The 24373-nt window shown below is 43.8% G+C and carries 7 protein-coding genes; all 7 read left to right on the forward strand.

What is annotated here, in order from left to right:
- Positions 1–17 precede the first annotated feature (17 nt).
- From GOP56_RS03995 to GOP56_RS04025, 7 genes are read left to right on the forward strand one after another with little or no spacing between them, the layout of a single operon-like run.
- Positions 18–6458 (forward strand): SDR family NAD(P)-dependent oxidoreductase, encoded by a 6441-nt coding sequence (locus GOP56_RS03995; protein WP_163244573.1) that lies wholly within the window; start codon positions 18–20, stop codon positions 6456–6458.
- Complete coding sequence (locus tag GOP56_RS04000) at positions 6455–20107, forward strand: SDR family NAD(P)-dependent oxidoreductase (protein ID WP_163244574.1); 13653 nt, start codon at positions 6455–6457, stop codon at positions 20105–20107. The genes GOP56_RS03995 and GOP56_RS04000 overlap by 4 nt, the downstream gene beginning before the upstream one ends.
- Positions 20104–20352: an acyl carrier protein gene (locus GOP56_RS04005; protein ID WP_163244575.1), complete on the forward strand. Its 249-nt coding sequence runs from the start codon at positions 20104–20106 to the stop codon at positions 20350–20352. Before GOP56_RS04000 ends, GOP56_RS04005 begins: the two co-directional genes overlap by 4 nt.
- Positions 20321–21556, forward strand: coding sequence for a beta-ketoacyl synthase N-terminal-like domain-containing protein (locus GOP56_RS04010; protein WP_163244576.1), 1236 nt, complete (start codon positions 20321–20323; stop codon positions 21554–21556). The genes GOP56_RS04005 and GOP56_RS04010 overlap by 32 nt, the downstream gene beginning before the upstream one ends.
- Positions 21557–21580: 24 nt before the next feature.
- Positions 21581–22840 carry a hydroxymethylglutaryl-CoA synthase family protein gene (locus tag GOP56_RS04015; RefSeq protein ID WP_163244577.1) on the forward strand — a complete coding sequence of 420 codons (1260 nt, stop codon included), beginning with the start codon at positions 21581–21583 and terminating at the stop codon, positions 22838–22840.
- Positions 22840–23604: an enoyl-CoA hydratase/isomerase gene (locus GOP56_RS04020; protein ID WP_163244578.1), complete on the forward strand. Its 765-nt coding sequence runs from the start codon at positions 22840–22842 to the stop codon at positions 23602–23604. The genes GOP56_RS04015 and GOP56_RS04020 overlap by 1 nt, the downstream gene beginning before the upstream one ends.
- A gap of 6 nt (positions 23605–23610) precedes the next feature.
- Positions 23611–24354, forward strand: coding sequence for a polyketide synthase (locus GOP56_RS04025; RefSeq protein WP_163244579.1), 744 nt, complete (start codon positions 23611–23613; stop codon positions 24352–24354).
- Positions 24355–24373: the final 19 nt, after the last annotated feature.

The raw sequence follows: 24373 nt of genomic DNA on the forward strand, positions 1-24373 counted from the left end.
CTCTTAGTAGGAGGGATATGATGGAAGCTTTTCTACAATATATTTTTCGTGAAGTAAAATCCAATCGATTGTCCAAGCAAGCTGCAACCAGTCTCATTCGTCAGTTTCAAACAAAACCTGTTTCTATGGAGACAGGTTTTGTTCATCCTCTCTTGCATCGAAATACTTCTGATTTTACCGAACAGCGGTTTAGCTCTACGTTTACGGGACAAGAAGCGTTTTTTACAAATGACAGGAGTACAGAAAATGGGTCATTATTGGGATTGGCTCACCTTGAAATGGCACGAGCCGCATTACAGAGGGCTTTAGGAGCTTATAAAGAGGGCTTTGTTCCAATCCGATTAAACAATGTAAGATGGGCTCAGCCTGTGGCTATATCTGAGCAGCCGATTGAGGTTCATATAGGCCTTTTCCCCGAAAAAAGCGGAGAGATTGCATTTGAGATTTATAGTGAAACGAATCAGAGCGGGTGTGAAGCCCTCGTTCATAGTCAAGGTCAAGCGATTTTGCTACCAGATGGTTTTGAGGTACCACATATTGATATTGATTCTGTAGTAAATACATGTGAAAAAATCACATCCAGCTCAAAGTCTGGCCATGCTACGAATAACGCTGTGGGAGAGACAAGTTCTTCTGTTTATCCAAATGAGGAAGAAATCTATATAGGGGAAGGGACAATCCTTGCTTCCTTTACAATAACCGACTCGCTGTGGAGAGACTCCTTTGTGTTGCAGCCAGATGTAATGAATGAAATCCTGACGAGATTGCTAGGCTATTTGAAGGGCACTGAGGGAACGGATTGTTTTGTCCCTATGTCCTTGGATGAGATAGAGATATATCAGCGTTTTCCTTCAAAAGTTTGGGCTCTCATTCGTTACAGTGATTCTGCTGCAGAAGGCGATATGCTTGAAAAAATTGATCTGGATATTTATACAGAGCAGGGAAGCCTGTGTACTCAAGTCAAGGGCTTAACAATGAGTACATGGAAAATGGATTTACAGCAATCGCTCGCTATTTCAAGTACCTTCTTGCTTCAGCCTCACTGGGTAGAGCAAGCATATATTTGGCAGATTGCTAACCCACATTATACAGATCATTTCGTCATTCTTAGCGAGCCGCATGGACTCTTGCTAAAAAAACTTGAAGAACAAATAAATGGGGTACGTTTTCTGACGCTGGAATCGCTGGATAATCGAATGGAGGCAAGGTTTCAAAGCTATACAGTGCAAGTGTTTGAGGAAATTCAGAGGATCCTGCAAGAAAAGCCTAAAGGAAAAGTACTCATCCAGATGATTATGGGTATGAATGAAGAAGAACAGACAGACAGTGGGCTTTTGGGACTTTTAAAAACTGCTCAGCTTGAAAATCCAAAGCTATTCGTTCAGATAATTGAGATGGACGACCAAGATCAGCTCGTATCGAGGATAGCAGAAAATGTGGGATGTGAATCGGATCAGCATATTCGATATCAGGATGGCAAACGCTTTATTTCTGAATGGAAGCAAAGCGTTTTTTCTCATGAATTAGCAGATATTCCATGGAAAAATGGCGGAAATTACTTAATTACCGGTGGAGCCGGTGGTTTAGGCTTTATTTTTGCAGAAGCAATTGTTCAGCAGGTCCAAAATGCCACAATCATTTTGACGGGGCGGTCGACTTTAAGCAAACAAGCGGCTTCGAAAATAGAGAAGCTACAGGAATATGGAAGTCGAATCGAGTATAGGCAGCTCGACATAACTCAGGAAACAGCCGTTATCAGTTTTATTCAGAATATTCAAAATGAATTAGGCGGATTGCAAGGGATTATTCATGCCGCAGGTGTAATTCGTGATAGCTTTCTTTTGAAAAAAACCAAGGAGGAGCTAATCGAAGTCTTAGCTCCGAAGGTTACAGGACTTGTAAATCTGGATCAAGCTAGCCGAAATCTAGACTTGGATTTCTTTGCAATCTTTTCATCGCTAGCAGGGGTTTTTGGCAATCCAGGTCAATCTGATTATGCAACGGCGAATGCTTTCATGGATAGATATGCAATCTATCGAAACACTTTAATCACACGAAATGAACGCAAGGGCAAAACGATCTCTATTAATTGGCCTCTCTGGAAGGAGGGGGGAATGCAGGTTAATGAAGAGAATGAAAAGGTGCTCTTTGACAAAATGGGGATGACCGCCATGCCAAGTCAAATGGGCGTCCAAGCTTTTTATCATGCTCTTTCTTTAGGCTTGAGCAATCTGATGGTGCTTCATGGATATGATCCTAAAGTACAACAATTTCTAGCGTGTGCATCTCCAGAAGATCAGGAGTCACTTGCACCGGAGCTAGATGGAGAAATAGCGCCGCAAATATTGCTGGAAAAAACGCTTTATCAACTCAAGGTTTTATTTGGTGATATCACCAAGCTGGATGTCGATAAAATTGAAGCAGACGAGCTTCTTGAAATATACGGTATTGACTCTATCATGATCACAGAATTGAATCATAGGCTCTCCGCCATATTCGGAGATTTATCTAAGACCTTATTTTATGAGTATCAAACGCTAGGGGCTTTATCAGCTTACTTGGTTGCTGATTTTCCTAAAGCCTGCTTACGCTGGGTTGGTATAACGAAAGAGCCTTTATCAAAACCCAAAACCGGTCTAAAGCCTACCAAGCTCGAAAGCCACATTCCTATGCTGTCTTCATGGCGAGCTGGAAAGAAAACGCTGAGAGGCTTCAGCCAGATAGACGAGCCCAGAGAGCCGATAGCCATTATCGGGCTTAGCGGACGCTATCCGCAAGCAAGAAACCTAGATGAATATTGGAGTCGATTAGCGGAAGGGAAGGATTGCGTTACAGAAATCCCTAAGGATCGGTGGCCGTTAGAAGGATTTTATCATCCTAACCCTCAGGAGGCTGTAGCACAAGGCAAAAGCTATAGCAAATGGGGAGGATTTCTTGAAGATTGTACTCACTTTGACCCGTTATTTTTTAACATTTCTCCTTTTGAAGCAAACAGTATGGACCCTCAAGAACGAATATTTGTTGAGTCATGCTGGGAAGTGCTGGAGGACGCCGGATATACAAGAGAAATGCTGTTATCTAGGCACGATGGTCGAGTAGGCGTTTTTGCTGGGATCACAAAAACAGGCTTTGCTTTATACGGTCCAGATGTAAGGAAGCAAGGGGAGAGAATCATTCCTTTTACATCTTTTAGCTCTGTAGCGAACAGAGTATCCTATCTTTTTAATTTGCGTGGGCCAAGCATGCCTATAGACACGATGTGCTCCTCCTCGCTAACAGCCATTCATGAGGCTTGTGAGCATATTTATCGTGGAGAATGCGAGATGGCGCTGGCGGGTGGGGTTAACCTATATCTTCACCCATCCAATTATGTAGAACTATGCGCTCACCGAATGCTTTCAACAGATGACAAATGTAAGAGCTTTGGAAAAGGGGGCACTGGTTTTGTCCCAGGTGAGGGTGTGGGCGTTGTTCTATTGAAGCGTTTGTCTCACGCTATCAAAGATCGTGATCATATTTATGCAACAATCAAATCTACTAGCATTAATCATGGCGGGAAAACCAACGGCTATACGGTTCCCAATCCGATAGCACAGGGTGAATTGATTCGAGCAGCTCTTGATAAAGCAGGAATCAATGCGAGAGAGATTAGCTATATCGAAGCTCATGGCACGGGAACAGAGCTTGGAGACCCGATAGAAATGACTGGACTTACACAAGCTTTCCAAAAAGATACACAAGAGAAAGGTTTTTGCGCGATCGGCTCGGTGAAATCTAATATTGGACACCTAGAAGCAGCAGCGGGTATCGCAGGTGTTACCAAGATTGTGCTTCAAATGAAGCATCAAAAACTGGTTCCAAGCTTGCATGCCAAACAGCTAAATCCAAACATTCGTTTTGAGCAATCTCCTTTTGTGGTGCAACAAGAGCTAACAGAGTGGAAGCGTCCTACTTTCATAACGAATGGTGAGGCAAAAGAATATCCAAGAATGGCAGGGATTTCTTCCTTTGGTGCTGGGGGATCAAATGCTCATATTTTGATTGAGGAATATATTGAGGATAAGCAAGGGCTGCGTTCACCTGAGATTACACAACAAAATCCTGCGATATTCGTTCTATCGGCTAAGAATGAGGAACGGCTTTTCGAGCAGGCTAAAAAATTGCTTCATGCCATTCAAAAACAATCATTTTCAAACGAAAATCTTGCTGACATGGCATATACGTTACAAATCGGACGCGAAGCTATGGAGGAACGCTTGGCGCTCATAGTGAGCTCTTTAGATGAATTAGAACAGAAGCTACAGCAATTTTTGCATGGAAAACAGGGAATAGCCGATTTATACAGAGGTCAGGTCAAATCGAACAAAGAAACCTTAGGAATTTTCGCAGCAGATGAAGAGCTACAGGAGGGTATCAATCAATGGATACACCGCAGGAAATATGCTAAGCTGCTTCATTTCTGGGTTAGAGGCCTATCAATTGATTGGAACAAGCTATATGGCGAAAATAAACCGCGTTGCATCAGTATGCCAACATATTCATTCGCTAGAGAGACTTATTGGCTGCCAAAAGCTAAGTCAAGCTATTACGAGGATCAACCGCTGACAAACACCAGAGAAACAGAGTGCAGGCTAGACCATGCAGAAGGTATGACGGCTTCATCTGAACATGTAGAACCTCTGCCGGCAGAGACCATCATGCTGACACCTGTGTGGGATGAAACGTCAGCTCCTCGTCATTCTCTCTTTTTATCTCCAACGGATCGGATTGTCGTAATGGGAGGAAATCAAGAGAGTAGAAAATATGTCCAAAAGCAATTTCCTACTGCGCAGGTTTTAGAGATTTCCCCAGAAGCAAAAGCAGAGGATATCGCTACAAAAATAGGCGAGATGGGCACGATTGATCATCTTATCTGGATTGCCCCTGTAAGCCCGATAAAAGATTCAAAGGATGAGATGTTGCTAGAGCAGCAGAATCAAGGTGTATTTCAGGTATTCCGATTGATTAAAGCATTATTGCAGATAGGATATGGGACGAAGAAAATCGGATTGTTTTTTATTACCATTCAATCTCAGATTGTTCACAAGCAAGAAACGATTAATCCAACTCATGCAAGCGTTCATGGATTAATCGGCTCGATGTCGAAGGAATATCCGAATTGGAAGGTTCGATTGGTTGATGTAGAAGCCGAGAAGGATTGGCCTATTCGAGATATCTGTTCACTCCCCCATGATCCACAGGGGAACGCTTTCGTTTATCGAGATCATCAATGGTATCGCCAAAGCCTGATTCCTATTCAAATGCCTTTGGTACCTGAACAAACCCGGTATCGCAAAGGAGGCGTGTATGTCGTAATCGGCGGTGCTGGAGGGATTGGAGAGGTATGGAGCGAGTACATGATCCAAAAATACCAAGCGCAGGTTGTTTGGATTGGACGCCGTGAGAGAAATGAGAGCATTACAGAGAAGATGGACAGGCTAGCGCTTCTGGGTCCGTCTCCTATATATATCACAGCGGATGCGACCGATCAGCAGGCGATGCGTAATGCCTATGCCAAGATCAAAAAACAATTTCCACAGATTCATGGGGTTGTACATTCAGCGATTGTGCTGATGGATCAAAGCTTAGCGAACATGGATGAAGATCGTTTTCGGGCTGGACTCTCTGCAAAGCTAGACGTGAGTGTGCGTTTGGCCCAAATTTTTGAAAATGAAGCTTTGGATTTTGTTCTATTTTTTTCTGGAATGATGTCATTTGCCAAGAAGCCGGGACAGAGCAATTATGCATCCGGCTGCACGTTTAAGGATGCTTTTGCAGCACGTCTTTCTAAGGAATGGTCATGTGCTGTCAAGGTTATGAACTGGGGATACTGGGGAAGCGTAGGTATTGTCGCTTCCAAGGCTTATCAAGCTCGGATGGCTCAAGAAGGCATAGGATCAATTGAACCTGCGGATGCCATGAAAGCATTGGAAGCTCTGATAGCGGGACCAATGGATCAGATGGCTTTGATAAAAATGTCTACATCCTTAGACAAAGCAGCTAGCAGACCAGAGTGGGTGGAAATCTATCCTGATAGCGCTGCATCTGCTATCAGGGATGTAAAGAATCGAATCCAGCTTCCTGAAATCCCTATCACAACCTATCAGCTATCATCTTCTTTTAGTCGGGAAAATGTCTCGAATGTATTTGATAGAACGATAGATTTTCTTATACAGAAGATATCAGAGCTGCTTTTGGTAACTGTCGAAGATATTGATGCAGGGGCTGAATTAAAGGAATACGGCTTTGATCCTATCAAGCTGATCGAATTAACCAATAAGCTTAATCAACAATTCAATCTGGATGTAACATCAGCAGAGCTTACGGAATGTGTCACGGTAAAGCAAATGGCCCAATATATAGTTGACCGTGAAGGGAACTTTTTTGAGAAGAATGGAAAAGAGGGGACATCTACATGAATAAAATGGATGAGCTTCTTTGTAGGTTGCTCTGGGGACAGTTGCAGTCTATTGGCATGTTTAACAAAAAAATAATGAACATTTCGGAATTAAAGACGCTACTAGACCCTCAATACAGTAGTTGGTTGGAGGAAACCTTAAACAAATTAGCTGATAATCACTATCTAAGACGTGAAGAAGATTTATGTCATGTGATGGATACGACTTCCATAGATGTTAATGCGGTTTGGAAGCAATGGGATGCAGAAAAAACCGAATGGCTGTTAGACCCCAATCGGAAAGCACAAGCTACCCTTTTAGAAGCAGTAATGCGGGCTCTGCCAAAAATCGTCACAGGCAAGGTTTCGGCAACCGATATCTTATTTCCGAATTCTTCTATGAAGCTGGTAGAAGGAATCTATAAGCACAACCCCGTTTCTGATTATTTTAATGAAGTGATCGCCAATACAGTCATTGCCTACATTCAGAATCGGATTGAGCAAAACAACTCCGAGCGGATTCGCATCCTAGAGATTGGTGCGGGAACGGGCGGTACTAGTGCTATGGTGTTCCAAAAAATAAAGCAATACCAAGAGCTGGTGGAGGAATACTGCTATACAGACATTTCAAAAGCATTTCTCATTCACGCCGAAAATGAATATGGCCCTTCCACACCTTATTTGAGTTATCAAAGGCTAAATGTGGAGGAACCAATTTCGAGACAGAATATCCAACTAGGTACCTATGATATTGTAATTGCGGCTAATGTGCTACACGCAACCAAGAATATTTGCCAAACCCTACGAAATGCCAAGTCAGCTTTAAAAAAGCATGGCTTAATCCTGTTAAATGAGATGAGCGAAAATACTTTATTTACGCATCTAACGTTTGGACTGCTTGCAGGGTGGTGGTTGTATGAGGACCCATGGCTACGTATTCCGGGATGTCCAGGCTTATACCCGCATCAATGGAAGGAGGCTTTGGAGCGTGAAGGCTTCCATTCCATCTTGTTCCCAGCTCAACAAGCTCATGAATTGGGTCAGCAAGTAATAATAGGAGAGAGTGACGGGATAGTAAGATTACAAGAATCATTTCCAGCAAGCACGGCAGTGCTTAAGACAGAATCTGAGAAGAATTCGACCTCGTCCTCTGCAAGCAGTAGCATGGATGAATACTCAGAGAATCGTCGCTTAAGTCATGCTAAAAATCAGACAGAAACGGCGGAGCATCTCGTAACTGTGGATGATTACCTACTAGAGGATTATGTACGGGATCGTCTTAAAGCAAGTCTATCGGATGCAATACGAATTGATCATACAGAAATCATGGATGACGATTCTTTTGCCGACTACGGACTGGATTCCATTACGGGCGTTCACTTTGTGCAGTCTCTCAATGATGCATTTAACCTTACTTTGCGTACGACTGTCCCGTTTAATTATAGTTCAGTTCAAAAACTAACAGCGTATCTATTAGAAGAGTTCCGAGAAGCTATTTTAGACGCTTATCTGCAAAAGACGAAGCCAATACAAATACAGGGGAAAGAAACAGAAAGAGTAGAAGAAGTGGTAGTAGAAGTCAAAGAAGTCAAAGAAGAGAATCCCACAAGACCTGCTTATGCAGGAAACGATCAAGAAACAATGGACTCTTTGAAAAAAGAACCAATTGCGATCATCGGAATGAGCGGTCGATTTGCAAAATCAAATTCTGTAGATGAGCTTTGGGAGCATTTAACCAACGGTACTGACTTGGTTGCAAAAGTCACCAGATGGGATACACCTAGCTATTATGGTAGCTTACTTGAAGATTACGACCAGTTTGATCCTGTATTCTTCAATATCTCAGGAGTGGAAGCTACGTATATGGACCCACAGCAACGGCTTTTTCTGGAAGAATCATGGAAAGCGCTGGAGGATGCCGGGTATGCAGGGGCCGTTCTGGACGGGAAATTATGTGGTGTATATGTAGGCTACAATATTGGAGACTACATGCAGCTGATTGGTGATAATCCTCCTGCACAAGCGATGTGGGGAAATGCTGGCTCTATCATTCCAGCCCGAATCGCCTATTATTTAAATTTAAAAGGACCTGCCATTGCAATTGATACAGCCTGCTCCAGCTCGCTTGTTGCTATTCATCTCGCTTGTCAGAGCTTATGGGCAAAGGAAACTGATATGGCATTAGCGGGTGGGGTCTTCGTACAATCTACCCCGAGGTTTGTTGCGAGTGCAGAACGGGCTGGCATGCTGTCAGCGGGTGGGCGTTGTTTTACCTTTGACGATCGAGCAGATGGTTTTGTGACTGGAGAAGGTGTTGGGGCGGTTATGCTCAAACGTCTACAGGATGCTGTTACAGATGGAGATCATATCTATGGAGTAATCTCCGGATCTGGGATGAATCAGGACGGAACTACGAACGGGATCACGGCACCTAGTGGAAATTCCCAAGAACAATTAGAACGCTATGTCTACGATACCTTCCAAATTGATCCAGAGAGGATTCAAATGGTGGAAGCTCATGGAACAGGAACAAAATTGGGCGATCCGATAGAGTTTGAGGCATTAACGAACGCTTTTCGACATTATACAGATAAAAAGGACTATTGTGCGATCGGATCAATTAAAACCAATATTGGACATACAATTGCGGCTGCAGGAGTTGCGGGCTTTATTAAAATTCTCCTATCTTTGAAACATAAGAAAATTCCGCCATCCCTGCATTTTCAAACCGGTAATTCAAATATCCAGTTTACCAATAGCCCATTTTACGTAAATACACATCTCAAAGAGTGGGATATTGAACAAGGCGCTAAGCGTTGCGCTGTAATTAGCTCCTTTGGCTTTAGTGGAACGAATGCTCACATGGTGATTGAGGAGGCGCCTAGCCATGTAAGACTACATGCGGATAAGCCGGGCTATCTAATTGTATTATCAGCGCAGTCGTATGAGCAGTTACGAACACAGGCGAATCAGTTGGTGAAATACTGTGAAAATAACCCACAGGTGGATTGCGGGAATATGAGCTTTACTCTTTTGATGGGGAGAAAACATTTTAACCATCGATTGGCGTGTGTTGTCAAAGATGGCCAGCATCTGAGTGAACGATTGAACAAGTGGCTCCGAAATGACAACGATGCAGTCGTGTATGTTTCTGAAGTTGGCGAAGGAGAATTTCGGGAACAACAATCCATTAAAAGATATGGAATTCAATGTATTCGTAGCCTTCAAAAGGCTAACAGTTTAAAATATGCTGAGCTTTTGACTGAGATTGCTCAGCTATTTACACAAGGATACACATTCGATTTTGAACAATTGTTTTCAGATGAACAGTACAACCGTATTCCATTACCAACGTACCCCTTTGTCAAAGAGAGATATTGGATCTCTGAGAAGCAGAATGCTATAGGAGAAGCAGAAACGATGAAGCAAGAAAGTATCATTCATCCTTTAGTACACAAAAATACCTCCGATCTGTTAGAACAACGTTACAGTAGCACATTCACAGGTGAGGAGTTTTTCCTGACAGATCATGTTTTACATAAGAAGCAAATTTTACCGGGAGTTGCTTACTTGGAAATGGCTCGCCTTGCTGTTGAACTTGGTGGAGGCCCTGTCTTAGACGGTAAAAAGGAGGTTCAGCTAAACCATGTAGTTTGGGCACGACCGATTATTGTAGATGATCAATCTGTTCATGTGCATATTGGACTTTTCCCTCAGGTAAATGGAGACATTGCTTTTGAAATTTACAGCCTGTCACAACATGCCGATGATACCAAAAAGATTATTCATTGTCAGGGTCAGGCAACGAGAAAATCAAAAGGCGAGACGTATAACGTGAATCTTGATGAGCTACAAGCAAGATGTAACAAGAGCAGGTTTTCATCGACTCAATGCTATAAAGCCTTTCGAGAAATCGGTTTTGATTATGGCCCAAATCACCGGGGAATCGAACAGCTTTCGATTGGCTCGAACGAAGCTTTAGCTAAGTTGTCTCTACCGAATACCTTATTTGACACGAAAGAGCCATATTATCTACACCCTGGTATGCTTGATTCAGCTCTGCAAGCGATGGCGGGGGTGTTAGCTGCTGAAGGTGATTTTGAACCTTTTGGTAGTAATACTCGGTTAAAACCACATTTGCCTTTCGCTATACAGGAGATTGATATTATCAGTCCATGCACTGCTTCTATGTGGGCATATATTCGAAACAGTGAAGGATCTGAAGCGAACGAAGGAATCAAAAAGATGGATATTGATCTGTGTGATGCTCATGGAGCGGTTTGTGTCCGAATCAAGGGCTTTGCTTCTCGAATGCTGGAAGGAGAAGAATATTCAATCCATTCTAGTTCTGATACAGGTCTCTTATTTTTTGAGCCTACTTGGAAGCATGAAGCTGTGAATCCCACAGCGAAGGATTTTGATTATGAACAGCATTGGGTAATTCTTGGTGAATCTTGCGAAGCATTTCAAACCAGCATAGAAAGCCAGATAGCTGATGTACGCTGCATCAGCTTACAATCCACAGAGACAGCAATTGACAAGCGTTTCACTGCGTATGCCGAGCAATTATTTGAAGTACTGCATTCGATGCTAACAACACAATTACAGGGGCAAATCCTGCTGCAAGTAATCGTTTCCAGACAGGAAGAGCAGCAATTATTCGCTGGTTTATCAGGTATGCTAAAAACGGCACGATTGGAAAATCCAAATTTGCACACTCAATTAATTGAAATCGAAAACGCGGACTTTTCGCAGGACATCACACAACTCCTTGAGGAGAATAAAAAAACGCCCCACACTCAGCATGTTCGCTATGAAAATGGCAAGCGTTTCTACGCTTATTGGAGTGAGGTTGAGCGGCAGGCAGCAGAATCAATTGAAGCACCGTGGAAGGACGGAGGAATTTATCTCATCACTGGTGGAGCCGGTGGTTTAGGATTGATTTTTGCTGGAGAAATTGCAAAATGTACGAAAAATGCAACAGTAATTCTTACCGGAAGATCACCCCTGAATGCATCCAAACAAGAGAAAATCAAGCTGTTGCAGACACAAGGGCTCCAAGTAGAGTACCAGCAAGTGGATGTGGGCCAATTCAGTGAAGTACAAGGGCTAATTCAAAGGATTTGTACCCAATTTGGCTCTTTGAACGGCATCATCCATAGCGCTGGTCTGATTCGCGACAATTACATTATTCATAAAAACAAGGAAGAGCTTCGAGAGGTTTTATCTTCTAAGGTTTCGGGATTAGTCAATTTAGATGTATTAACTCAGCAACTGCCACTCGACTTTTTCCTTCTTTTTTCTGCTGTTGCTGGAGCCTTAGGAAACCCGGGGCAAGCCGATTATGCTACCGCCAATGCTTTTATGGATGCATATGCAACCTATCGAAATTCCTTAGTAGATTCGCAATTACGTCATGGTCATACATTTTCCATTTGTTGGCCGCTCTGGAAGGATGGAGGCATGCATATTGATGAAAAAATCGCGAAGCTAATAAAGCAAAGAACTGGAATGACAGCGTTGGAAAGTGACACAGGAATTCATGCTCTCTATCAGTGCAGGGCCCTTGGAAAAGATCAAATGATCGTAATCGAGGGAAACATGGAACGGCTGCGAGATACATTTCTAACACCATTCGCATTGGAGGATGTATCGAAGCCTATTGCTGACGTAAATAGCAAGGTAGCTCCTTCTACTAGAGAAGAATTGCTGCGTGAAAAGGCAACAACCTATTTTAAACAACGATTGTCTTCTGTTATTGGACTCCCATCACAGCGTATTGATGAGAATGCACCTATGGAAAAATACGGGATAGATTCACTTATGGTCATGCAATTGACGGATCAATTGGAGAAGTCATTCGGTTCCTTGTCCAAAACATTATTTTTTGAGTTTCCTAACATTAGGAAGCTGACTACCTATTTTTTAGAAAATTACCGGGACAAACTGATGGCGCTCATCGGGCTAGAGGAGCCAGTTGTTGAAAAGGAGAAAAGGCTCGTGACTCCCTTACAGACAACAGGAATATCGAATCAGACGATTGGAAGTAAGAGTAGAGCGCGTTTTTACGAGCAATCCTCCAAGATGGAAAATGAAGGGGAAGCCCGCAATCAAGACATCGCTATTATAGGCTTGTCTGGACGCTATCCAGGTGCAAGAAACCTTGAAGAATTTTGGGAAAACCTGAAAGTAGGCAAAGATTGCATTACTGAGATTCCCAAGGAGCGTTGGGATCACAGCTTGTTTTATGATGAAGACAAGAGCAAGCTGGGCAAAACGTACAGCAAATGGGGAGGCTTTATAGACGGCGTAGATCAATTCGATCCGCTTTTCTTCCATATTTCACCTAGAGAAGCAGAGGTTATGGACCCACAGGAGCGTTTATTTTTGCAATGTGTATACGAAGCCCTGGAGGATTCAGGTTATACGCGGGAAGCTCTTGGCTTGAATCGTATAAGTGGACAAGCTGGTAATGTTGGCGTTTATGTGGGGGTTATGTACGAGGAATATCAGCTATATGGAGCTCAGGAAACAGCGTCGGGCAGACCGATTGCCCTGTCGGGAATTCCTTCATCTATAGCGAATCGAGTCTCTTATTATTGTAATTTTACTGGACCTAGCATGGCGGTGGATACGATGTGTTCTTCTTCTATTACCGCTATTCATTTGGCATGCCATAGCTTACAGCGCGGCGAGTGCGAGGTGGCTGTAGCAGGCGGTGTCAATGTTTCTGTTCATCCGAATAAGTATTTATTTTTGTCGCAGGGAAAATTTGCTTCCAGCAAGGGGCGTTGTGAAAGCTTTGGTCAGGGCGGAGATGGTTATGTGCCGGGAGAAGGCGTCGGAGCTGTATTGCTAAAACCGTTGTCCAAAGCTATCGCAGACAAAGATAACATTTATGGCGTGATAAAGGCTACATCAATTAATCACGGCGGCAAAACCAATGGTTATTCCGTACCCAATCCTAATGCACAGGCTGAAGTGATCAGACGAGCATATCAAGAAGCTGGAGTAGATCCAGGGACGATCAGTTATATCGAGGCACATGGCACAGGAACCTCACTGGGAGATCCAATCGAGATTGCCGGGCTGACAAAAGTATTTGAAGAATATTCTAACGAGAAGCAATTCTGCTCAATCGGATCAGCTAAGTCAAATATCGGTCATTGTGAAAGCGCCGCGGGAATTGCTGGACTAACCAAGGTGTTGCTACAGGTAAAGCATTGTCAATTGGTTCCTTCTCTGCATGCTCAAAAGCTTAATCCGAATATTGATTTTATCAATACTCCGTTTGTTGTACAGCAGGAGCTTGCGGAATGGAAAAGACCTATTTTCAATAATAAGGAATACCCGAGAATAGCAGGTATTTCATCCTTTGGGGCAGGCGGCTCTAATGCACATATGATTATTGAGGAATATATTCCGCTAGAGGAACCAATTGCTGCTCAGTCTGTCGATCGTCAAAATCCGGCTATTATTCTGCTGTCGGCTAGGGACGAGGAGCGTCTGCGGGAGCATGCGGTACAATTATTGGAATTTATTGATAGACAGTCGTTCACAGGCTCTGTATTGGCCGATTTGGCCTATACACTCCAGGTAGGGCGCGAGGCGATGGAAGAGCGTTTGGCGATGATAGTGAGTTCGATGGAGGAACTAAAAGAAAAATTACACGGGTTTATAGAGGAACCTGCAAGACTGGACGACTGCTTCTGGGGGCGTGTTCACTCCAATAATGAGATGCTGCCTATTTTGACGCAGGATGAAGACTTAGCGCAAGCCTTTGACGTATGGCTGGAAAAAGGAAAATACGAGAAAATTTTAGGACTCTGGGTAAAAGGTGTGGATGTAGATTGGAGTAAGCTTTATGGGGAACGGAAGCCACGCAGAATAAGCTTACCAACCTATCCTTTTGCCAAAGAGAGGTATTGGGTTCCGCTATCTGGTGCAAAGACCGAGAGCATAGACAACCATGCGCTACAGTCTTCTCAGCTTCATCCGATGCTACATCACAATACATCTGATCTCTTACAACAACGCTTCAGCTCGACCTTTACAGGCAGGGAGTATTTCTTTACCGATCATCTTGTACAAGGGAAAAAGGTTTTACCCGGAGCCGCCTATATGGAAATGGCACGGGCAGCAGTAGATTTGTCTGCAGGAGCTTTCCAGAGTGCAGGAAACGGGATCATTTTTAAAAACATGACGTGGTTGCGTCCTTTGGAAGCATTCGAAGAGACTCTTGACGTGCATATAAGGGTATATACGGAAGAGCATGGTGATATTGCCTACGAGGTCTACAGTGAAAATCAGGAAGAAACACAGGAAATGATGATTCACAGCCAGGGTACTGCGCTGTTTGCTTCACTGGAGGATTCTCACATTTTGCCGCTCCAAGCGTTACTATCCGAATGCAATCAAAGAGTAATCCATGCGGACGAATGTTATAAAGCTTTTAAAGCAATGGGGATTGAATACGGTAGTGGGCATCAAGGGATAGAGAGCATCTATTTGGGGAGGGATCAGGTAATTGCGAAGCTATCTCTTCCAGCGACAGTGTGGGACACAAAAAATCAATATGTTCTACATCCAAGTATAGTTGATTCTTCCCTACAAGCATCTATCGGGTTATTTTTAAGCGATGTCAATCCCGTCATGAATGTAGCGAACAGTGAGGCAGGACCTTTCATTCCTTTTGTAGTGGAGGAGCTACAAATTCGTAATGGCTGCACTCCAAAGATGTGGGCGTGGATTCGTTCCAATTCTGCAACAAGCTCCGCTGATCAGGTGAAAAAGTTTGATATTGATCTGTGTGACGAACAAGGAAAGCTATGCGTCCGAATGAAAAACGTATCTGCAAGAGCTTTAAAAGTGAAGAAGAGCTACAGCGATGCCCCGATTGCAAAGGAAACGCTTCTGCTTGAGCCTTACTGGAAGGAAAGCACCGAACATCCATTGACAGGGGAAGTTCGTTATGAAAAACATGTAGTCATTCTTTGTGAGCAGGATGAAACATATAAAAAAATAATTGAACATGAACTAGCAGGCTCACATTGTCTAATCTTGCAGGCAGAATCCGAGAATCAGAGCATTGATCAGCGCTTTCAATCGTATGCAAAACGGATCATAAAGGAAATCCAAGAGATATTACAGCAGCATATGGAAGGAAAGCTATTGGTTCAAATCATAGTTCCTAGTAAGGGAGAACAGAGGCTCTTCGCTGGCTTAGCTGGAATATTGAAAACGGCAAGATTGGAAAATCCCAATATAGTAGGGCAGCTAATTGAATGGGATACGGATATTTCGGCACAAGCATTGCCTGAGATTTTGCAAGTAAATAGTCAAAAATCGCTGGACACCTACATTCAATACCAGGCAAATAAACGCTATATACAAGAGTGGAATGAAATAAAAGTTTCTGAGCAAGCTGAAGACCTGCCTTGGAAGGACAAAGGGATTTATTTGATTACGGGAGGTACTGGTTCGTTAGGGTTCATTTTTGCACGGGAAATAGCAGAGCGAGTCAAGGATGCAACCCTGATTCTCACAGGCCGTTCACCTTTGGATGATTCGAAGAAGGCTCGATTAACAGAACTGCGATCATTAGGAGCGAAGGCGGAGTATCGTCGAGTAAATGTTAGCGATGCAGGTGCAGTGAACGAACTGATTGATAGTATAGTAAATGTTACGGGTCCTCTAAACGGGATTATTCACAGTGCAGGCGTGACTAAAGACAGCTTTATCCTAAAAAAACAAACGGATGATATTACAGCGGTCTTGGCTCCTAAAGTGACTGGACTGGTAAATGTAGATCAAGCAACTAGTCATTTGCAGTTAGACTTTTTTATTCTTTTTTCCTCATTGGCTGGATGCTTGGGTAACTATGGTCAAGCTGATTATGCCGCAGCCAATGCCTTTATGGACACGTACGCTACATACCGGAATGAATTGGTAGCCTCTGGACAGCGTCAGGGTATGACACTTTCAATCAACTGGCCTCTATGGGAAGAAGGCGGGATGCGTGTTAATGAAGATACGATGGAGCTGTTTAAGCAACATACGGGGATGACTACCATGGGCACGAAAAACGGAATTAGAGCTATGTATCGCGGATTTATGGCCGGTGCAGATCAACTTCTGGTTATGGAAGGTGATTCCTTCCGCATGCGAGCAGCATTGCTTAGGAACGTGACCGGACCGGAGCAAAGAGTGCCTCTAGCTCAGCTAAATGAAATAAACAAAGCAGGGACAGCTATAGCTACTAACAGCGATGCCTTGCTTGACAAAACATCAGACTATTTCAAAGAGCTGCTTTCTTCCGTTATCAAGCTACCTGTCCATCGAATTGATGCAACTGCTCCATTTGAAAAATACGGAATCGACTCCATCACTATCATGCATATGACTAGTGAGCTAGAAAAGAAATTTGGGCCACTTTCGAAAACGTTATTTTTTGAATACCAAACTCTTCAGGAACTAACGAGTTATTTCCTAGAAGCTCACCGTGAGCGACTAATGGAAATCGTAGGCTTAAACGAACAACCAGACAAGCCTGTGAAAGAAGCGCCATCTCTACAGGGGTCAGTAAATGAAACAGGAAAACAAACGACTATCCTTCCTAAAATCAATCGTTTTGCTCATGGACAAGCTGGATTCCCAAAAATGCCGGAACAGAAAATGAGTCAAGCAGGATGTGAAGATATCGCAATCGTAGGGGTGGCTGGCCGTTATCCTGGTGCAAGCAACATCGAAGAATTCTGGAGAAATATAAGGGATGGCGTTGATAGCATTACAGAAATCCCTAAGGGTCGTTGGGACCACAGCCTGTATTTTGATAAGGAGCCGGGCAAGCTTGGCAAGACCTATAGTAAATGGGGCGGCTTCTTAGAAGGTGTCGATGAGTTCGACCCCCTTTTCTTTAATATCTCCCGCAGAGAAGCGGCATTTATGGATCCCCAAGAGCGGCTATTTTTGCAATGTGTATATGAGGCTATGGAGGATGCAGGGTATACAAGGGAGACTCTGAACAAGCCAGGCGGCGGTCTTGCCCATAGTGTAGGGGTTTATGTCGGCGTTATGTATCAGGAATATCAGTTATATGGTGCTCAAGAGACCATTCAGGGAAGACCAATGGCTCTTTCCGGCAGTGCGTCCTCAATTGCTAACCGAGTGTCATATTTCTGCAATTTCCATGGGCCGAGTGTAGCTGTTGATACGATGTGCTCTTCCTCTTTGACGGCTATTCATTTTGCCTGCCAAAGCTTACAAAATGGTGAGTGTGATGCGGCAATAGCAGGTGGGGTCAATCTTTCGATACATCCAAATAAATATGTAGCTCTTGGGCAGGGTAGGTTTGCTTCTAGTAAAGGAAGATGTGAAAGCTTTGGAGCAGGTGGAGACGGCTATGTACCTGGGGAAGGCGTTGGAGCTGTTTTGCTTAAGCCAATATCTAAGGCAATTGCAGACCACGATCATATTTATGGCATTATTAAAGCTTCAGCGATCAACCATGGCGGCAAAACAAACGGATACTCTGTACCAAATCCGCATGCACAAGCTAGTGTAATTGACAGGGCTTTGAAGAAAGCAGGGATTAACCCGAGAACGATCAGCTATATCGAAGCACATGGTACAGGAACCTCTCTAGGAGATCCAATTGAGATAAAAGGGCTGTCCAAAACGTTTGAAGCTTACACACAGGATAAGCAATTTTGCGCGATAGGGTCTGCTAAGTCCAATATTGGCCATTGTGAAAGTGCAGCGGGAATAGCAGGCCTGACCAAAGTATTGATGCAACTTAAATATGGTCAATTAGCTCCTTTGCTTCATGCAAAAACCTTGAATCCAAACATTGCATTTAGTCAAACCCCATTTAAGGTTCAACAGGAGCTTGCACAATGGAGCCGGCCAGTCATAGAAATAGATGGGGAAAGAAAAGAGTACCCGCGTATTGCTGGTATCTCGTCCTTTGGCGCAGGTGGATCAAACGCACATTTGATTCTTGAGGAGTATATGCAGGAGCAGCACACACAGGAGCAACCGAGAGTAGATGCTGACAACCCTGCCATTATTGTCTTATCTGCAAAGAATAAGGATCGTCTAAAAGAACAGGCGCAACGCCTTGTAGCTTCAATCAAAGATCGGGGAATACCGGACACGGAGCTTGTCAATATGGCATACACACTTCAGATAGGCCGAGAAGCATTCGAGGAACGGTTAGCTTTGGTGGCTAGCTCAATTCAGGAGCTTGCACGCCAATTACAGGCGTATGCACAGGGGATAGAAGACATTGAGGATTGTTATTCTGGACAAGCAAAAGGAACTAAAAAGACGGAATGGTCTGTTGAACAGCCGGATCAGAAAACGCTAGAAGAGTGGATTGCAAAGAAAGACTATGAAATGCTTCTGCAAAATTGGGTACATGGAATTCACATAGACTGGAATCTTCTTTATGCGAATGTGAAGCCTCGCCGAATTAGTTTGAATACCTATCCGTTTGCAAAAGAGCGCTACTGGATTCCAGCGACAAAAAGGGAAAGCTTTACTGATAATGGCTTGGGTGCAAATAAACAGCCTGAGCCTGCCGACATCCGTACTGGTAAACGTAGGATAATTGAAGCCACAGAACAACAGATGGACAGCAAAGATTCTGCTTCCCCAAAAGCCAAACAGCCAAACAGCGTCATATTACCGCTATTAAAAGAAGTGAATCAAGCAATTCAAAAACCGAACGAGCAGGAGCTGCAAGTACGGACACTTTCGTTGACTCATTTGAACGATCATCTCTCTGAACCTAATCAGGAAAGCAGTCCGACAAAGGAAAGCCTGACATTCGTGCATAAAGAAGCAAACTCATCTAAGCCTACTTACTCTTTGGAAACACTACGTGCAGAACTGACTGAGAGTCTGGCAAAAGCCATGTTCATGCAGCCTGAGGAAGTGGATGCTGATAGCAAATTTATCGATATTGGAGTCGACTCGATTATTGGAGTTGAGTGGGTCAAAGCTATAAATAAAAGGTACAAAACCGCAATTACTGCAACCAAAGTATACGATTACCCAAGTATTCGGGAAATGGCGGAATATTTGCACAAGGAATTGTCAGAGTCTAAGGGTGATGAAACGGCGGACATGTCTGAACCAGAACCCATGTTAACTGCTGGGCTAGAGAAGGAACTATCAACTGCTGTAGAGGAACTAAGCACCTCCACGATTTTGGGTACTGATCAAGCAGCAGCAAGTCCAATCAGCTTTACCAAAGAAACGAATCCAGACAAAGCTAGCATGTCCTTACAGTCCTTGCAGGAGGAATTGGTACAAAGCTTATCTGAAGCCATGTTCATGCAGCCTGAGGAAATAGATGTGGACAGTAAATTTATTGATATCGGTGTCGATTCGATCATTGGAGTTGAATGGATTAAAGCTATAAATAAACAATACGGCACTTCCATAACGGCTACCAAAGTGTACGATTATCCGAATATTCGAGAACTTTCGATGTACCTGATGACCGAGATAGATAAATCCTTTGCTACTACAGAAGTAGAGTCCACATCCAAGCGTTCATTTGAAACGGTTGATGACATTCTTGAGAGAGTAATAAACAAAGACCTAAATATTGAAGAAGCAGATCAGTATCTGAATCAATTCCTATCCGAGGGGGAGAAAAAATGAGCAGAGAAGACATTTTTAAACTCATCATCCAACATACTTGCGAAATTATACCGGACCTTGAAGATCATCATTTTCAGCCATCAGACAAACTTGTCGATCTTGGTGCAAACTCCGTGGATCGTGCAGAAATCGTCATGATGACGATGGAATCTGTTTCTTTGAAAGTACCACGTGTGAATTTAGCAGGAGCCACTAACATAGGAGAACTGGCTGATGTCATCTTCGAAAATTTACAGTCGCAATGACATTTTTATCACAGGAATGGGTGTCACTACCGCCATTGGACAAGGACAAGCGGCATTTACTGAAGCACTGATGCAGGGAAAGCACTCATTTGATGTCATGAAGCGTCCAGGCAGACAAAAGGGAACCACATTTTTGGGTGCTGAAATTACGTCCTTGCATCTCCCAGAGCGTTTATCGAAGCGCTTGTTACGGACAGCCTCCTTTTCAGGGCAGGTGGCGCTTGCTACTTTGCTAGAAGCCTGGGAGGACGCAAAACTAGACGATGCAGATAGTCACCGTATAGGGCTGGTTATCGGAGGGTCCAATCTGCAACAGAGGGAGCTTATACAAACCTATGAGGCCTATGCGGATCGAATTGATTTTATAAGGCCAACCTTTGGAATTTCATTTATGGATAGCGACTTTGTAGGGCTATGCACGGAGCAGTTTGGGATTCAAGGGTTCGGTTATACGCTGGGAGGAGCCTCAGCGAGCGGTCAAGCCGCGATCATTCAAGCGATACAAGCCGTCAGGTCAAATCAGGTGGATATCTGCATCGCAATGGGGGGCTTAATGGATCTGTCGTATGTGGAGCTTCAAGCGTTTCATGCATTAGGAGCAATGGGGTCAGAGCGATACGCGAATAATCCAGACTTGGCTTGCCGGCCTTTTGATCGTCATAGGGACGGTTTCATCTATGGAGAGTCATGCGGTGTTGTAGTGATTGAAAGGGCTGACTTGGCGTATAAACGTCGAGTCAGCCCCTATGCATGCCTTACCGGGTGGGCGATAACAATGGATGGAAATCGTAATCCGAATCCTTCTTATGATGGAGAGGTTCATGTCATTCGAGAAGCATTAAGACAGGCAGAGCTGTCTGCTGATCAAATTGACTACATCAATCCTCATGGAACGGGGTCACCTCTAGGCGATGAAACGGAAGTGAGGGCCATTTATGATTGCGGGCTTGCTCATGCCTATTTGAATGCTACTAAATCGCTTGTCGGACATGGATTGAGCGCGGCGGGAACAGTGGAAGCGATAGCAACTCTGGTGCAGATGAAAGAATCCAGATTACATCCGACCCGAAATTTAGATCAACCTATCCATGATTCTCTTAATTGGGTGAAGGGTCAATCCATTCGGCATGATATAGCGAATGCTCTTACTTTAAGTATGGGGTTCGGCGGTATAAACACTGCTTTATGTTTGCAAAAGGTGTAAAAAAGCGACAAAGGAGAATGTCTTTTGACTCTAGTTGGAATTGAATCGATGAACGTTTATGGCGGAACGGCCTATCTGGATGTCATGGACCTGGCCGTTCACCGCAATTTGGATACAACCCGTTTTGATAATTTATTAATGAAGGAAAAGGCCGTTGCTCTACCTTATGAGGACCCCATTTCTTTTGGCGTCAATGCAGCAAAGCCAATTGTTGATTCTCTTACCGAAGCAGAAAAAGACCGGATCGAATTACTCATTACCTGCACGGAATCAGGTATTGATTTTGGCAAGTCGATTAGTACCTACATCCATCATTATCTAGGGTTAAATCGCAATTGTCGTTTGTTTGAAATAAAGCAGGCCTGCTATTCAGGAACTGCCGGGCTTCAGATGGCTGTCAATTTTATCTTGTCCCAAACATCTCCTGGTGCTAAAGCCTTGGTTGTAGCTACCGATATATCGAGGTTTTTTGTGGCAGAGGGAGGAAGTGCTTTAACAGAAGATTGGTCTTATGCAGAGCCAAGTGCAGGAGCGGGGGCGGTCGCTCTGTTGGTTAGCGATAGACCATATGTGTTTCAAATCGATGTTGGTGCAAACGGCTACTATGGATATGAGGTAATGGATACTTGCAGACCGATCCCGGACAGTGAAGCAGGAGATTCTGATTTATCTCTTTCCTCCTACTTAGATTGCTGTGAGCAATCCTATTTAGAATACAAGAAGCGTGTCATCGGCGCGGATTACAAGGATACCTTTCAATATCTTGCTTTTCATAGCCCCTTTGGAGGAATGGTGAAGGGAGCTCATCGAACGATGATGAGAAGAATGCTCAAAGCTAAGCCCTTCGAAATCGAGGAGGATTTTAAAAAGCGTGTATTGCCTGGAATTTACCACTGCCAACGCGTGGGAAATATTATGGGTGCAACAGTTCTTCTGTCTTTAGCTAGCACGATTGATCATGGAGATTTCGACACGGCAAAACGGATTGGGTGCTTTTCGTATGGATCCGGCTGCTGCTCAGAGTTTTACAGTGGAGTAGTTACCGTGCAGGGGCAAGAGGTGTTACGGCGTTTTGAGATTTCTAAGCAGCTTGATGAACGCTATCGGCTACGCTTTGACGAATATCAAACATTATTAAAAGGGGACAATGCGGTGCGCTTTGGTACGCGAAACCTAAAGCTGGATTGGGGTATTATACCAGAGGTTTTTTCCGCGTCTCGAAAAAAACCAAGGCTGTTTTTAGATGAAATTCGTGAGTTTCATCGGATTTATAGGTGGACGTAATGAATTACGACACGATTAAGGTCCGGATTCAAGAATCGATATGCTTCGTACAATTTGATCGACCTGAGGCTAACAATGCCATAAACGATCGTTTAATAGAAGAATTAAATCACGTATTGGCTTATTGTGAAGAGAAAATGACAATTGTCGTACTGGAGGGGTTACCGCAGGTGTTCTGTATCGGCGCTGACTTCCAGGAGATTCATCAGCGAATGTCGAATGGGCAGGTCGGAAAGAGTAATCCGGAGCCGTTGTACGAGCTATGGACAAAGCTTACAACCGGCTCTTTTATCACTATCTCTCATGTTCGTGGAACAGCAAATGCGGGTGGAATCGGATTTATTGCCGCCAGTGATATTGTGGTTGCAGATGAAACCGCCCAGTTTAGTTTATCAGAGCTTCTGTTTGGGCTTTATCCTGCTTGCGTGTTACCGTTTCTGATTCACCGTGTCGGCAGACAAAAGTCCCATTATTTAACCTTAATGACTCAGCCGATTTCAGTTCAGCAAGCGTATGAATGGGGGTTAGTTGATGCTTGGGACGTGAAGAGTGATGTGTTACTTCGCAGGCATCTTGTCCGTCTAAAAAGGCTGCCTAAAGCAGGGATTGGCAACTATAAACGCTATGTAAACGATTTGGATCATTTTTTGCAACGATCTAAGGGGTTGGCTGTATCAGCCAATCGGGACATGTTTTCTGACCGCGGCATTCTGGAGGGGATATACAGATATGTCGACAAGGGCGAATTTCCGTGGGAGGATTGATAAAGCATGCAAACTGTTGATTTACGTGAAATTGAAGCTGGGATTGTTCAAATTACAATGCAAGACCGAGTTCATAAAAATACATTTTCTAATGAATTGGTACTCGGATTGGCCGAGGCATTTCAAACGGTTGAACAGAATGAAAGCTATAAAGTGGTTATTCTGACCGGCTACGACAGTTATTTCGCTTCGGGAGGTACGCAGGAGGCTTTGCTTGCCATTTATAATGGCCAGTTAAAATTTACTGATTCTAATATATATAGTTTAGCGCTAGACTGCCGTATTCCGGTCATTGCTGCCATGCAGGGCCATGGGATTGGAGGCGGATTCGTCCTAGGGCTGTTTGCTGATTTCGTTATCTTGAGCCGGGAAAGTGTATACACCACCAATTTTATGAAATATGGCTTTAGTCCAGGAATGGGTGCTACTTGTGTTTTACCCAGAAAGCTGGGGCTTAGCTTATCGGAGGAGCTTTTGCTAAACGGTGGTAATTATCGAGGAGCAGACCTTGAAAAACGGGGAGTGCCTTTTCCGGTTATGCCACGGGATCAAGTGATGGAATACGCACTAGATTTAGCTCGCCAGATAGTTGAGAAGCCAAGAGTGTCACTGATTGCATTAAAGGACCATTTGGTAGCGTCCCTTCGGGAGGAACTTCCGGGGTTTATTGAAAAAGAAGTCGCCATGCACGAAAGGACATTTCATCAAGCAGAGGTAAAGGAACGGATCATATCCTTATTTGGAAAATGAACATCAAATTTTCAAAAGT

The organism is Brevibacillus sp. 7WMA2 (assembly GCF_010748895.1).
GTDB classification, from domain to species: Bacteria; Bacillota; Bacilli; order Brevibacillales; family Brevibacillaceae; genus Brevibacillus_B; species Brevibacillus_B halotolerans.

What these genes read in the sequence shown, in the direction of transcription:
- GOP56_RS04010 (WP_163244576.1), top strand. Translation starts at nt 20,321, where the DNA reads ATGTCATCTTCGAAAATTTACAGTCGCAATGACATTTTTATCACAGGA.
- GOP56_RS04005 (WP_163244575.1), top strand. Translation starts at nt 20,104, where the DNA reads ATGAGCAGAGAAGACATTTTTAAACTCATCATCCAACATACTTGCGAA.
- GOP56_RS03995 (WP_163244573.1), top strand. Translation starts at nt 18, where the DNA reads ATGATGGAAGCTTTTCTACAATATATTTTTCGTGAAGTAAAATCCAAT.
- GOP56_RS04020 (WP_163244578.1), top strand. Translation starts at nt 22,840, where the DNA reads ATGAATTACGACACGATTAAGGTCCGGATTCAAGAATCGATATGCTTC.
- GOP56_RS04000 (WP_163244574.1), top strand. Translation starts at nt 6,455, where the DNA reads ATGAATAAAATGGATGAGCTTCTTTGTAGGTTGCTCTGGGGACAGTTG.
- GOP56_RS04025 (WP_163244579.1), top strand. Translation starts at nt 23,611, where the DNA reads ATGCAAACTGTTGATTTACGTGAAATTGAAGCTGGGATTGTTCAAATT.